Source organism: Actinoallomurus acanthiterrae (genome assembly GCF_054775715.1).
Genome location: NZ_BAAHCO010000001.1, coordinates 8,709,553 through 8,724,504 on the forward strand (window position 1 = coordinate 8,709,553; position 14,952 = coordinate 8,724,504).

The 14,952-nt window shown below is 72.4% G+C and carries 6 protein-coding genes; all 6 read right to left on the minus strand.

The genetic code is table 11. From position 1 onward, the window contains the following. Nucleotides 1-61: 61 nt before the first annotated feature. The 6 genes from ACYVF7_RS41065 to ACYVF7_RS41090 all read right to left on the minus strand — a co-directional run bounded on the left by ACYVF7_RS41065 (nucleotide 62) and on the right by ACYVF7_RS41090 (nucleotide 14,926). Nucleotides 62-2,728 (minus strand): family 78 glycoside hydrolase catalytic domain, encoded by a 2,667-nt coding sequence (locus ACYVF7_RS41065; protein ID WP_460351395.1) that lies wholly within the window; start codon nucleotides 2,726-2,728, stop codon nucleotides 62-64. Nucleotides 2,729-2,826: 98 nt separating this feature from the next. Continuing rightward, nucleotides 2,827-5,919 (minus strand): family 78 glycoside hydrolase catalytic domain, encoded by a 3,093-nt coding sequence (locus tag ACYVF7_RS41070; RefSeq protein WP_460351396.1) that lies wholly within the window; start codon nucleotides 5,917-5,919, stop codon nucleotides 2,827-2,829. Further along, nucleotides 5,916-8,417, minus strand: a complete 2,502-nt coding sequence (locus tag ACYVF7_RS41075; protein WP_460351397.1) for a glycoside hydrolase family 127 protein — start codon at nucleotides 8,415-8,417, stop codon at nucleotides 5,916-5,918. Before ACYVF7_RS41075 ends, ACYVF7_RS41070 begins: the two co-directional genes overlap by 4 nt. Next, entirely contained in the window at nucleotides 8,414-10,459 is a 2,046-nt protein-coding gene (locus ACYVF7_RS41080) for an alpha-L-rhamnosidase-related protein (RefSeq protein WP_460351398.1), read from the minus strand. The genes ACYVF7_RS41075 and ACYVF7_RS41080 overlap by 4 nt, the downstream gene beginning before the upstream one ends. Nucleotides 10,460-10,547: 88 nt before the next feature. After that, a complete protein-coding gene (locus ACYVF7_RS41085) occupies nucleotides 10,548-11,909 on the minus strand; it encodes an SGNH/GDSL hydrolase family protein (protein ID WP_460351399.1) in 1,362 nt (453 codons plus the stop codon). Between the two features lie 26 nt (nucleotides 11,910-11,935). Next, nucleotides 11,936-14,926 carry a glycosyl hydrolase gene (locus ACYVF7_RS41090; RefSeq protein WP_460351400.1) on the minus strand — a complete coding sequence of 997 codons (2,991 nt, stop codon included), beginning with the start codon at nucleotides 14,924-14,926 and terminating at the stop codon, nucleotides 11,936-11,938. Nucleotides 14,927-14,952: the final 26 nt, after the last annotated feature.

Sequence of the window (14,952 nt, forward strand, 5' to 3'; positions counted from 1 at the left end):
AGGGGACAGATCGCCCGCCTCCCGACGCTGAAGAGGCGGGCGGTCTGCCGTCGGGCTCAGGTCAGCTCTGGGCGCTGAAGGTGACGCTGCCGGAGCCGGTCGCGTACATCGTGTGGCCGTCGCGTCGGCCGGCATATGTCGCGTCGCCCTTGACCTTGACCTTGCCGGTGGTGGGCAGGTCGATCTCGGCCTTCACGTTGACCGGGACGTCGACGGACAGCGTCAGGTGGCCGCCGCTCTGGTGCCACGACACCCGGACGTCGCCGCGTTGCGTCGGAACCGTGCCGGAGGCCGAGGTGAGGCCGGACGCCGGTGGGCTTACGCGGATCTGGGCCGCGCCCGGGGCCGTGACGGTCACGCCGAGCAGGGTCTGCTGAACGTCGATCACCGGGGACGCGCCCCAGCCGTGCGACATGCTGGCCCCCGTGTCCGAGGCCTCCCAGGACTCCCACGTGAACGTGCCGCCCGAGGCGAGGATCTTCGCCCAGCCGATGCTGTTCGGGTCGGTGAGGCGGGTGACGAAGGCGTCCGGGCGGGTGGCCAGGGCGGTCATCAGCCAGTGGACGGTCATCGGGCTCATCTGCAGGCCGAGGCTCGCCACGTGATCGACCACCGCGGTATCCGACGTGAGCCCGTACGCGACGGCGAAGGCGTTGGCGAGCTGGGAGGCGTGGGTGCTCTGCGAGCCGTCGGCCTCCAGGCCGTCGATGTAGACGCCGTCCGCGCGGCGCAGCTTGTTGTTGATCGCGCTGCTCAGACCGGCGGCATCGTGCTGGAACACGCTCGGGTCCTTGCCGAGGGTCTGGGCGGCGCGGGCGGTGGTGTTCAGGACGTCGACGGCGAGGATGTTGACGGCGGTCCGGGCCACTGTGTCGGTGTCGTAGCCGTAGCGGTTCGGCCAGTCGATGATGCCGTACTGGTACGCGCCGGACCCGCCTTCGAGCTTGGTGACCAGGCCGGTGGACGGGGCGATGTAGCGGCGGACGTAGTCGGCGACGGCCGTCATGACCGGGTACGCGTCATTCAGGGTGGCCGTGTCGCCGGACTGCAGGTAGTACTCCCACACCCAGCCCGGGAACATCTCGGTGTAGTCCGGGATGTCGCGCTTGCCGTCGCCGTTCGGGTAGACGGCGTTGAGCCGGCCGTCCGGCCAGTAGCGCGCCTGGGAGGCGATGAACTCGCGGATCGCCTTGCGCGTGAGGCGGCGCTCGCCCCAGCCGGACATCGTGGCCAGGGACACGTCGACGGAGTCGCCGAGGAACTGGCCCTTCTCCCGGGTCGGCGTGTCGAGGAACTGCTCCTGCGAGTCGTACAGCGCCGACCGCTGCATCAGGTCGTACGCGGCGTCGACGCCCGCGTTCGAGGTGCGCAGCCGGGTCCGGGACGGGACCTCGGTGTGCTGGACGATCGCGGCGACGTCATCGGCGGGCGCGCTGAGCTGCAGATAGCGGAAGCCCTCGTACGTGAAGGCGCGGAAGGTCTGGTCGCCGTCCCGCTCGGTGTAGCGGTAGGTGAGGTCGGTCTCCTGGTTGTCGTGCTTGGAGTTGGAGACCGTGCCGTCGGCGTTCAGCAGGTACCCGGCGGTCATCGTCACCGCCGTGTCCTTCGTCCCGTTCCGGAACCGGACGGCCGGCACCGCGGGGATGATCTTGCCGAAGTCGGCGACGACCGCGCCGGAGGACAGCTTGGTCACCTTGACCGGGCGTACGGTCTGGTAGGTGAGCGCGGACTCCTGGCCCTGGAGGTGGGTGAACACGCCCGCCGGGTGGGCGCCGACGACCTGCGGCGCGGTCCAGGACGCGTCGTTGAAGCCGGGCCGGTCCCAGCCGAGGGGCTCGGCGGTGCCGTCGACGTCCTCGATGTAGTCGCGGCCGTCACCGTTGCGGTACGACGTGGTCTTCCACTGTGCGCGGGCGACCTTCCAGGAGCCGTCGGTGACGACGACCTGGCGGGTGCCGTCGGCGTGGTCGACGACGACGCGCATCAGCAGACCCGGTTCGCCCGACGGGCGTCCCTGGCCGGGGCCGTACCAGTGGTACAGCGCGCCGACGGCGGCCGTCCCGCCCGGCCTGAGCAGGCGGGTGACGTCGACCGCCTTGTAGTAGCCCTCGCCGGGGTAGGAGAACGCCGCGCCCCGGTCGACGAGCCGCCCGTTGACGTGCAGGTCGTACTGCTGGCTCGCGGCGACGTAGACGCGGGCGCGGACGACCGGGCTGCGGCCGACCGCGAACTCCTTGCGGGCGTAGGTGTAGTCGTCCTTCTCCCCCGTCGTACGGCGGATCCAGTTCGCCTGCCAGTCGGCGTCCGCGAGGCCGGTGTCGAAGGCGGCCGGTCTGGCCCACGGCGACGTCCTGCCCGCGCGGTCCCAGGTGCGGACGGTCCACGTGTACGACGCGCCGTGCGGGAGGTCGGTCGGGCCCGGGACGTACGACTGCTGAGAGGACGCGACCTTTTCGCTGTCCCAGGCGACGCGGCGGCCGTCGGAGACCCTGATCTGGTACGCGGTCTGGACCTCGCCCGGGTCGACGTCGCGGGGCAGCCAGCCGAAGGCCGGACGGCCATCGACGTTCAGCGGCCGGGTCTGGTCGCCGACGGTCAGGCCCGACGGCGCGAGGGGGGCGTGGTCCACCCCCGCCCACGCCGGGGCGGTCCCCGGCGCGCTCAGCGCGGCCACCAGGGCGGCCGCGGCTCCGGCGGCCGTCAAGGCCGCGGGGAGACGGTTCCTCATTCTGACTCCTTCTCTCAGATCACGGCCGGGTCGGCCGCCGTGCTCTTCTGCCGAACCCCGGGTGCTCCCGCCCCGGGTGAGGCGGGAGCACGCGCGGGTCACTTCGATCGGAACGTCCACGTCCCGGAGCCGACCTGGCGCACCTCGCCGGAGCCGGGGACGTGCACCTCGGCGGTGCTGCCCGGCGGCACGGTGACCTTCAGCCGGATGCCGTCGTCCGTCTTCATCCAGGCCGTACGGGCCTCGCCGTACGGGGTGCGGTAGGTGGCCGAAGCCCGGGTCAGGTCGCCGACGACGGCGGGGGCGATGAGGAGCTTGCGGTAGCCGACCGAGCCGGGGGCCTGCTGGATGCCGGCGAGCCGCCCGGTGAACCACGAGTCGATCGAGCCGAGCATGAAGTGGTCCTGCGACTGGCCGCTGCCGCCGTCCCAGCCCTCGCCGAGTGTCGTGTTGCCGTGCACGACCTGGTAGCCGTAGCTGGGGCTGTCCGTCTGCGTGGCGATCTTGTAGATGACGTCGTCTGGCAGCACGCGGAACGCGCTGGGCAGCGAGATCTCGCCGAGCTGCAGGTGGTACCCGGCCGCCGTGACGCTGCCGACCAGGTGGTCGAGCAGCCGCTGCCGCTGGCCGGCCGGGACGGCGCCCATGTCGAGGGCGAGCGCCTCGGCGCCCTGGCCGCCGCCCGCGAACGTGCCGCTCGCGGCGTCGTAGTACTTGTCGGACAGGGCCGTCGCGCTCGCGTCCGCCTTGGCCCGGTACGCCGCCGCCTCGTCCGTCTTCCCGAGGGCACCGGCGATCTTGGACATGGTGTCGAGCACCCGCCAGTAGCCGTACGTCCCGGAGACGAACTTCGGGAACGTCCGGTCCGGTGTGATCCAGTCGCCCAGGCTGTAGTCGGTGAGCCCGTTCACCGCGCGGGCCTCCAGGTAAGAGGCGTACTTCTGCATCGCCGGGTAGTAGGCGCGCATCGTGTCGGCGTCGCCGTAGGTCAGGTACAGGTCCCACGGCACGACGACGAACGCGCCGCCCCAGTTCGGGTCGTCGCGGTACGCCCCGGCCAGCGCCGTGTAGTCCGGCACCGTGGATGGGATCAGGCCGGTGTCGGTCTGCGCCTCGGCCATGTCCCGGACGACCTTGCGGAGCTGGGCCGCCATGTCGTAGTTGAAGGCCAGGCCGCCGAAGACGAGGTGGTCCTGTTCGAGCCAGCCGAGCTTCTCCCGGCTCGGGCAGTCGGTGAGGATGCTCTGCATGTTGTTCTCGATCGCCCGGCGGATCAGCGTGTGGATCCCGTCGAGGAGGTCGCTGGACGAGGAGAACGAACCGGCCGAGGGGTTGTCGGCGTGCAGCGCCAGGCCTCGGACGGAGACGGTCGCGCCGGCGGGTACGCCGCGGACCTCGACGTAGCGGAGGGCGTGGTAGGAGAAGTGCGGGTGCCAGGTCTCGGCGCCGTCGGTGCGCGTCGTGTACTGGTCCCAGATCGGCGCGCCGACGTTGCTGGTCAGCTGGTACGCGCGGCCGTTCTGCAGGCTCTCGGCCGGGTACATGCGCACCGTCGTCCCGGCGGGGGCCGTGATGGTCAGCTCGGGCCAGCCGGCGATGTTCCGGCCGAGGTCGAAGACCTGGTAGCCGTCGCCGGAGCCGACCTGCGTGCCCTGCAGGGTGTCCTGGACACGGACCGGCTCCTCGATGCGGCCGGTCAGTATCCCACCGGGGCCGGGCACCGCGATCGGCTGCTGCCAGCCCGGCCGCTTCGCGCCGGGGCGGTCCCAGCCGGGCGGCTCACGGCGGGCGTCGAAGTCCTCCCCGCCGTACCAGTTGGAGAAGGTGGTGCCGCCGAGCGTCGTCTGCCAGTCGGTGCCGCTGACGACGCGGCGCACGCTGCCGTCGGCGAGCGTGACCTCGAGCTGAGCGATCAGCTCGGGATCGCTCTGCGTGCCGCCGAACTTGCGGTACCGGTCGGCGGTGGAGATGACGTTGGCGGTGCCGTTGCCGAGCCGGACGCCGATCGAGTTCCGCCCGGGCCGCAGCAGCCGCGTGACGTCGTACGTCGCGTACGGCACCTGGTCGGTGACGTCGGTGTTGCCCGGTTCGAGCACGGCGTCCCCGAGCCTGCGGCCGTTCAGCCCGGCCTCGTAGACGCCGACGCCGCTGACGTACAGGCGGGCCGAGCGGATCCTGGACGGCAGCGCGAAGTCCTTGGCGAAGATCGGCATCGCCTCCGGGACCGGTGACGTCGGGGGCTCCTGGCCGTTCACCGTCCTGAGGACCGTGTACGGCCCGGCGGCGGCGTCGCCCGTCGAGACGGAGTAGTCGACGGGCGCGTACGGGACCTTGTCGCCGGCCGCCGGGACGTCGGTGCGCGGGAACAACAGCACCTGGTCGAACGTCTTCGCGGACTTCAGGTCGACGGTGAGCGTGATCGGTTTCGCGGAGACGTCGGCGGAGGGGTACGCGGAGCTGGACCAGCCGGCGAGCTCCTGGTTCGTCGTCTCGGTCCCGTCGGTCAGGTACCTCGGGAGCCACTTGTGGTTGACCTGGTTGCCGGTGTCGGAGCTCGTGACCGTCGTGTTCGCGGCCAGGTTCGTCCCGGAGGAGTCGCGGACCTCGAGCTCGGCGAGCTGCAGCCGCCAGGTCCTGTCCGGGAGGTTCTCCACGAGCGGCAGGCCGAGTTTCGTCACGTCGAGCCGTACATACCGGGCCGTCGTCTCGGGCAGCTTCACCACGATCGGGGTCGGCTGCTTCTCCTTGAACCGCCAGTCCGGGTGGGTGATCCACTGGCCGGACCAGTCGGACGCCGACGTCAGCCCGGTCTCGAACCAGGCCGGTCCGCTCCACTCCGACGCGCCGCCGGAGCCGGTCCACACGCGCACCCGCCAGTAGACACGGGTACGGCTGCCGAGCGCCTTCCCCGCGTAGTCGACGCGCTGGTCGGCGGAGGCGACCCGGCCGGTGTCCCACAGGTCCGGCCGGCCGAACCCTTCCGGGCTCGTCGCGGCCTGAATCTGATACGCCGTCTGCGCAGCCGAGGTCAGGCGCCAGGTCAGCGGCGGGGTCGTGTCCTCGACGCCGAGCGGTTCGGTGAGGTCGGCGGCGCGCAGACCGGTCACACCGGGGCGTTCCCCGGCGTACGCGGGCACGACCGTGCCGAACACCACGGCGAGCGCGACAGCCAGGGCGGTGACCCGTCTCATGAGTTCCGTCCCTGGGCGTGCAGGGCCGCGACATCGGCGGCGGTGAGGGCGTGATTGTAGATCCGGAAGTCGTCGACCTGGCCGTGCAGGTATGGGTGGGTGGGGTTCTGGGAGCGGCCGAGGTAGTTCTGCGTGGTCGCGCCGAGCAGCAGCGGGCTCATCACGAGCGCGTCGTTGCGGCCGGACTCGGCGCCGTCGACGTACAGCACGCCCTTGCCGTCGGCGATGGTCACCGCGACGTGGCTCCAGGTGCCCGCCGGGATCGGGCCGGCGGCGTCGATGAAGTCCTCCCCGTCCATTCCGGCGATCTTCATGGCGAAGCGCGCCTTGCCCGTGCCGGTCCGTACGGCCAGGAACAGGTAGGTCATCTTGTGGAAGCCCAGGTCGAAGACGCGGGCGGAGTTGGCGAGCTCCTCCGGCCGCACCCAGGCCGCGATGGTCAGCGCGTCGAGCCCGCTGATCAGGCCGGGCGGCAGGGCGACGTGGCCGTCCTTGCCGTCGAGCGCGACCGCGCCGTCGCCCGTCCAGGTCGCGCCGCCGGCGAGCGTCGCGGCGGGCCAGGTCCTGGTCGCGTCCGCCGTCGTCGTGCCGCGGCCCTCCCCGAAGGAGTAACGCGCGATGAGGCGCGGCCGGGACCGGTCCGGCGGGGTCGCCCAGTACACCGTGTACCGCTGGTGCTGGATCTCCGAGAACGGCATGAGCGTGACGTCGGTGCCGTCCGCCGTCGCCGTGAACCGCAGCGAGTCCTCGGCGGCGCGCACGGATCGCGGCTCGATCGCCGGAATCGTCGTCAACCGGTGGTCGCCGTACCCGCCGGCGAGGACGACCGGGCCGTAGCTGACCGCCTGGACCTTCGGGTTGTCGGGCGCCTTCCGCCAGGTCAGCGCCATGGGCAGGGTGACCTCGACGGTGTCGCCGTCGCGCCAGCGCCGCTCGATCGTCACGTACGTGCCGGGCCGGGCCCGGCCCGCCTCGTGGCCGTTGATCCGGACCCGGGGGTGGCGGGTCCAGCCGGGGATACGGATCTTCATGGTGAACCGCGCGTCGCCGCGCACGGTCAGCCGGGTCGTGTCCTCCTGCGGGTAGCGGGTCTCCTGGCGGACGTGGATCCCGCGCTCGGACCAGGCCACCTCCGACGGGATGAACAGGTTGACGTACAGCGTGCCGCCGGTGTGGAAGTAGATGGAGTCGGCGAACTTCGTGTGCGTCTCCATGCCCGTCCCGTGGTCGCACGAGAAGTTGGTGTAGTCGCTGCTGTAGCTGCCCGGGTCGGCGCCGAGACCGCCCTTGACCTGCCGTTGCGTGCCCGGCCACAGGCCGGTGTAGTACGTGCAGAAGCCGTGCGCGGAGTCGGCGTCCTGCTCGCCGAGCAGCTGGTTGTACAGGGTCCACTCGTAGTAGTCCATGTACGCCGGGCTCGGGCGGTGGAAGAACAGCAGCCGGGACAGCTTGAGCATGTTGTAGCTGTTGCAGTTCTCGCAGGTGTTCTCGCCGAGCTGGGAGATGATCTGGTCCGGCGGGCAGAACATCTCCGCGTTGCTGTTGCCGCCGATGACGTAGGTGTGGTGGCGGACGACCGTCTCCCAGAAGAACGCCGCGATGTCGAGGTAGCGCGGGTCCCCGGTGGCCTCGTACTCCCGCACCGCACCAACGATCTTGGGGATCTGGGTGTTGGCGTGCAGGCCGGCGAGCTGGTCCTGCCGGTCGGCGAGCGGGCCGTAGACGGCGTCGTGGTCGAAGCGGCGGGCGGTGCGCAGGTGCGCGGGGTCGCGGGTCTGCAGGTAGAGGGCGGCGAGCACGTCGTTCATGCCGCCGAACTCCACGTTGAGGAGCGACTGCATCTGCTCGCTCGTCAGCTTCGAGGTGCGTGCCTCGGCCCAGGCGGCCATGCCGAGCAGCACGTCGAGGGCCTGGCGGTTCCCGCTGAGCTGGTACTGGTCGAGCAGCCCGGCCATGATCTTGTGGAGCGTGTAGTAGGGCGCCCACGGGTGGCCGCCCGCCTCGAGCTGGTCGAAAACCTTTTCCTCGAAGGCCGACAGATATCCGCTCGTGTAGCCCGCTCCCGGCCCCGCGGCCTGGCACTTGGCGAGCTCGCCGACGATGTACCGGGCCTTGGCGGCGTAGGCGTCGTCGCCGGTGTTCGCGTGCGCCTGGGCGAGGGCGGACAGCAGGTGCCCGGTGGAGTGGCCGCGCAACTGGACGTTCGGGGCCTCCCAGCCGCCGCAGGGCTGCGCCGCCGACGGCAGGCCGACGGTGAGCCGGAAGGTGTGCAGCAGCCGGTCCGGGTCGACGAACGTCAGGTAGGAGCAGGTCCGTGCCATGTTGTCGCGGAACCTGCTCTCCAACAGCGTGACGCCGCGCAGCGGGAACGGCGCGACGGCCGGGCCTCCGCCGGTCGCCGCGACGGCCGCCCGCCCCGGCAGATCCAGCAGGCCGGCGGCGGCCACCGCGCCACCCGCGACGCCGAGGAACCCGCGCCGGCTGAACGGTGTAGTCATCGCTCCCCCACTCGCTCGCTCGTGATCGTGTAGTGGCCCGCGCGCAGGCCCTCGAGGTAGACGTAGTCGCCGTCGGCGTGCGCGCCGTACGCCGTGGCCCGTGTGCCGGTCCAGGCGAGCCGCCCGTTGACGAAGACCCGGACCTTGCCGCCGAACGTCGGCACGCCCGCCCGGCCGGTCGTGCCGCGCGGTGCGGTCAGCCGCGCCCGGAACGCTCCGTGGTCGACGCGCCAAGAGGCGTCGACGGGCCCGTACTCGGTGGTGATCCGGCCCTCGGTGAAGGTCAGGTCCGCCGGGTGCGGGACGAAGTGGAAGGTGCGCCCGCCCGGCGAGTCGGGTGCGACGCCGAGGACGTAGAAGCTCAGCGCGGGCGTCGGGCCGGTCGCCCAGCCGTGCGCGAGGCTGACGTACGTGCTGCAGAACACGCACGACTCCCCCGCCCGGTAGGACTCCCAGAAGGTGCTCTGGGTGCCGTGCGGGCTGGTCAGCATGTAGCCCCACTGTCGGCGGATCAGGTCCACGCCCGCCTGGTCGGCGGATTGGCCGCCCGCCGCGAAGTGCGCGTTGACCTCCATGGACCCGGAGAAGACGCCGGGGTTGCCCTTGTTCTCCGGCGCGGTCGAGCCGACGTCGTTCCAGTTGCCCTTGAGATTCGTGCTGATGCGCCGGGCCTTGTCCTGGTCCGCCAGGCCGTACCAGACCGCGAGCGCGTTGCCGTCCTGCGGATGGATGGTCGAGGTCGGGTAGAACTTGTACGCCCCGGCGGCGTCGTCCCAGAAGTTCGCGTCGATGGCGGTGCGCAGCGCCGCCGCCCGGCTCGCGTACGACGCGGCGAGGGCCGTGTCCCCGCGCACGGTGGCCAGCTCCGAGCCGGTGCTGAGCACCCGCCACAGCAGGACGTTGGCGATGAGGTTCTCGCCCTTGGCGAGGATGCGCACCGAGTCGCCGGTGCCGGTGATGGAGAGCAACCCGTTCGCGTCGACCTTCGCGGTGCTGTAGTCGACGCCGTGCTTGTAGGCGTCCCACACGCTCGCCAGCCACGCCGTGTCGCCGGTGTAGCGGTAGTAGTCGTAGCTCGCCGACAGGGTCCACAGGTGGTAGGTGTCGGAGCCGTACTTGTTCATCATCGGCCCGGAGTACGGCAGCTCGCCGGTGTCCTTCTGGTGCTGGTACACCGTCGTGAGCGCGTTGCGCGCCGACACCGTGTCACCGAAGGCGGCGTACGCGGCGGGGATCTCGATGCCGAGGTCGCCGGGCCACACGGTGCGGTCGCGCTTGGCGCCGTCCACGAGGATCGTGTCGCCCACGCCGACGTCGCCGGTGTTGTCCCACAGCGCCGCGGGCGGCTCCCAGACCCTGCCGGTCTTGGGGTCGATCGTGTTGAGCTGCATCGTGTACGCGCCCGCGTACCAGATGCGGTTGAGCAGCGGGTCGCTGGAGTAGAAGTGGTTCGCGTAGTCGGCCGGGTGCTTCATGGTCGGCGCGGCCGTGAAGTGCAGGGACGCGCTGTCGAGGTCGACGCTGCCGGCGGAGTCCAGGAAGACGGTCAGGTAGCGGAAGCCACCGCGCAGGTACTGGGCGGGCATCGTGTAGGTGGTCGCGCCGTTCACGCCGGCGTACAGAACGCCGTCGCGGCTGCGCGGACCGCCGGTCGAGGTGTCCGAGTTGGTCCCGACGTAGTCCGGGGACTCGTTGAACGCCAGGCCGACCCGCTGCGCGCCGTCCGAGGCGGCGAAGTGCAGTGTGACGAGGCCGCTGACGTCCTTGCCGAAGTCGAGCGTGACGTACGACCCGGTGCCCGTCAGGCGGGTACGCCGACCCTTGAGCACGGCGGACGGGTCGGTCACGGTGCCGTTCGTGTTGTAGACGGCGACGGGCCGTACGGTCCGGGTCCAGGGCGAGAGGTTGTAGGCGTCCCACGGCCGGGCCGCGGACCGGGACGGCGCGGGGCCCGCGGTGGCGGGCGGGACGGACAGGACGGGCATCACGAGGGCGGCCAGTCCCACGGCGGTCAGGGGCAGGCGTCGCTTCCAGGGGCTCATTGCGATCTCTCAGGGTCGTGCGGAAACGAGGGGTCGGGGCCGGGCCGGGCGCGAGGAGACGGAGGATCCCCGCGACCGGCCCGGCCGGTCAGGAGGCGGGGGTGGAGGTGCAGTCGGAGCCGTGCGCGGCGGGCCGGGCGCCGCCGCTCAGGCAGTCGAGGCGGACGGCGGCGGCCATGGCGCGGTAACCGGCGTCACCGGGGTGGAGGTGGTCGCCGCTGTCGTAGGCGGGCAGCAGGCGCAGCGGGTCCGCGGGGTCGCGCATGACCCGGTCGAGGTCGACGACGCCGTCGGCGAGCCGCTGGTGGCGGATCCAGCGGTTGACGGCCTGGCGTTCGACGTCGCCCTCGGCGGTGTAGTAGAAGGAGCCGCGCACCGGAAGCATCGTGGCGATGAGGACGCGCAGGCCGCGGCGGTGCGCCCGGTCGACGAGCCGCCGGTAGCCGCCGGTGATCTGCTCGGCCGTCACCGGTGTCGTCGGCTGGGCGTCCGGCCGCGAGCCGAACCACGGGAAGTTGATGTCGTTGATGCCCTCCAGGAGGATCACGTCGCGGACCCCGGTCTGGCCGAGGACGTCGCGGTCGAAGCGGTCCAGGGCCTTCGGCCCGCCGAGCAGGGAGTCGTTCAGCACACGGTTGGCGCCGATGCCGGCGTTCAGCACGGCCTGGCGGCGGCCGGGCGGGAGCGCGAGTTCGCGCCGGGCGAGGGCGTTCGGGTAGCGGTTGTTCGCGTCGGCGGTGGAGCCGTCGCCGTCGGTGATCGAGTCGCCGAGCGTCACGACGGCCCCGCGGACGGCCCGGGCCGGGGCGACGTCGAGCCCGTCGAGGAAGAAGAACGACCCGGCCTTGGTCGGGAACGCCGCCGCCGTCGGATCGCCGGTGTGGTCACCCGCGCCGGAGATGTACGTCGTCTCCATGCTCTGCCGGTGCCACGTCACCGGCCCGGTCGCGCCGGGCAGGTAGAGGCTGACCGTGACGTCCGCGTCGGCGGCGACCGGCAGCGCGACGGGGTCGCTCACGCGCCGGGCCCGGGCGGGGACCGTCACCGACCCCCCGCCACCGAACGTCACCGTCCGGCTCGTCCGCGCGTCGATCGCCCCGGGCCCGGCCGGGAGCGCCACGGTGACCCGCCCGACCGTGAGGGGCGTCCGGCCGAAGGTGTTGGTCAGCCGGAGCCGCAGCAGCCCGCCGCCGACGCTGGTGTGCACGACCTCGCGGACCGTCTGGCCGTCGAAGCCCTTGGTCGAGAGCGCGTCACCGGAGGACGGCATCGGACTCGCCGCCCAACTGCCCACCCACCCGGCGCGCGGAGCCGCGCCACCGGGGACCCAGGGCGCCCCTGCCGCACCGGCGACGGCCCCGGACGTCTGTACCGCGTCGGCGGCGGTCCCGGGTACCCCGGCCGCGACGGCGAGCGCGGCGACGGCGACCGCGCGGAGTGTCGTTCTCATGGGGGACCTCATCTCTGTCGGGGGCGTCATCCGGCGATCGCCGCCTGCACGTACGGCACGAGGCGGACCGGGCCGAGCAGTCCGTACGCCTGGCGGGGCGCGCCGCCGTAGACCGAGGGGTCGGACACGCGCAGCCGGTTGTTCAGGGTCGTCGCGACCTCGACCTCGATCGTGTTGGTCCCGCGCCGCAGGTACGGCCCGGCGTCGACGACCGGGGCGATCTGGTCGACCGCCGGCAGGCGCCGCCCGTTGACCGTGACCCGGCAGGTGTCGAACACCTGGCCCAGCTGCAGGTACGCGCCGTGCGCACGGGTCCAGGAGGCGGGCAGCTCGACTGTCGTGGTGTACCGGCCGATGCCCGAGACGTCAGCGAGCTCCGGGATGTCGGGCCAGGCCTTGAGCGCGTCGAGCGTCAGCCGGTGGACGACCGTGGAGGTCTCGGTGGCGGACGCGCCCGGCTCCCGGCTCTCGACCTCGAGTTGCCAGGTCCCCGGGGTGATCGGCGCGGGGATGTCCGCGACCGTCGTCCGTACGATCCGGCCGGTGGACAGCGTCGTGGCGTAGGTGCCGGCGGCCGTCGCGCGGATCACCAGGTCGCCGTCGGCGAAGCGGGCCTCGGCGGCCTCGGTGCTCGTCACGTGCGTCCGGCCGCCGCCGGCGCCGAACCGGCCCGGCCGGGCCAGCGCGACGACGGTCGCCTGACCCGGCTGGAGGGCCACGCGGACGGTGACCCGGTCGCCGTCCTCGGTGTAGGTCGCGATCCGCTCGGCCGAACCGGTCCACGGGTCGAGGGCGTACGGAACCGCGTCCTTGACCGTGCGCGTGAACGACACGGCGTGGTCGATCGCGGCCACCGGCGGCTTCACCGTCTCGGCGTGCCGCCCGTTGCACAGGTAGTAGTAGTCGACGCCGTCGTCGTGGCGGTGGGCGTTCAGCAGCGTGGAGCTCTGCGCGTACGTCACGTCCGGCGCGACGCCGAGGTCGGCGAGCGCGGCCGGGACGTTCGCCTTGTCGGCGACGACCCGGACCTTCGGCTCCTTGACCAGGTCGGCGACGACCGCGCGCAGGCGGCCATTCTCGGTGTCCGAACCGAGGCCCGGCACGGTCGGCGCGGACCAGTCGCCGAGCAGCACGATCGGCAGCCCCGCCCTCGCGTACCGCAGCAGCCGCTCGGCGGCGTACACCGTCAGCGTGCACTCCGAGCCCGCGAAGAAGTCGCCCTCGACGAAGATCGCCTTGTAGCGCGGCCCGTCCGGGGCGAGCCGCCCGCCGGAGACGGTGGCGTTCGGCAGCGCCAGCAGCGGCTCGCTGACGAACTGGTGGGTCCAGCCGAGCGGGACCCCGCTCGCGGTGAACCAGGACGCGCCGATGCCGGTCGCCGTGTACCCGGTCTGCCGGAAGATCGCGACGTCGGCGCGGGCCGTGCCGGACTGCAGCACCTGGTGGACGCGGCTCAGGTAGCCGGAGATGTCCTCGGCGTGCTCCCAGGTGGGCTGGCGCGGCCCCCAGGACTCGCTGTAGCCGATGGTGCCGTTGTACGGCGTGAAGGCCGCGAAGCCGGGCCACTTCACGCCCGGCGCGGTGGCGTAGGAGAAGCCGTGGATGACCGCGCGGTTCAGCCCGGCGGCGTACGCCCCGCCGACCGTCAGCAGGAAGCGCTTCCACGTCGTGTTGTAGGCGCCCCCGTTGTACGCGCCGATCTCCCCGGACAGCACGGTCGTCCCGGCCATGTCCCGGCCGCCCGCGAGGCAGCGCCAGTCGTCGAGGTTCTTGAACCCGATCGACTCGCCCTCGGGGACGTCGAGGATCGCGGCGGAGGCGATCGCGTCGGTCTGCAGGCCGTACGGCTGGGCGCGCAGGTCCAGGCCGATCGAGTGCGCCCACTTCTTCAGCGCGGTGACGTGGTGCTCGTTGAACAGCTGGGACACGACGTCCCAGAAGTCGTGGCGGACGTGCCGGGTCAGCGCGGCCTCGTAGGCGAAGACCTGGTTGCCGCTCTTCTGGACGATCGCCGGCAGGTACGGCGCCAGCGCGTAGCCCTTGCGCCGGGCGAACTCCGCGGGCAGGTCCGGCGTCCACTGCAGCGCCTTGGTCTCGATCTCGATGGAGTCCTCGAACAGCGTGGCGCCCGCCCGGCGGATCAGGCGCCGCACGTCCCCGGTGAGGATGTGGGACTCCCAGTAGTCGGTGACCGCCCGCGTGCCGGCCGCGCTGAAGTGGTCGACGACGTACGCCGCCGGGCTCGTGTGCGGGCCGGACTCGGGGGTCTGACCGGAGCCGCGCTCCCAGTGGGCGATGACCACCCAGGAGCCGTCGGACGGTGCCGTCCAGCTCAGCCGCCCGTCGGCGACCCTGCCGGTCAGGTCCTGCACGGACGCGAGGTCCAGGCCGGTCTCCTTGCGCGTCGAGTTGGCGGTGTCGACGCGTGCGGCCTGCACGAGCAGGAGCTTCTGGGCGGTCACCGTCGCGGCGGGCGCGATCGCCGGCGCGGGCACCGGCCCGTCGTACGTCGCGCCGGCGGCGACGCTCGCCGAGCCGTACGCCAGTTCCTTGACCGCCGCCGGGCCGTCCGGCGTGATGGTCGGGACGGCGGCGGGCCAGGCCGGGCCGATCGTGAGGTCGATCGTGACGCCGCGCCGGCGGGCCTGGTCGAGCGCGGCCTCGACGGCGTCGACCCACGCGGGGCTCCCCCAGCCGTGGCCGGCGGGATCCAGCACCGACTTGTCGGCGATGCTGTGGTGGACGGCGGCGATCTCCGCGCCGCCGAAGCCGGCGTCGGCGATCTGGTCGACCTCGCGCCGGATCTCGGCGGGGTCGACGTTGCCGTCCGGCCACCACCAGCGGAACTTCGGCGCCACGGACACGTCGGGCCGGGCGAACCGGCCGGCCGTCCCGGCGCGGGCGACGGCCCCGAAGGGCGTGGCCGAGACGACCGCCGCTCCCGCCGCGGCCGTCCCGGCCGTCAACAGGAAGCCACGGCGCGTGAAGCCCGCTCCGCCCACATCGCTGACTGACATCGTTCCTCGCATTCAGGGGACCCGGT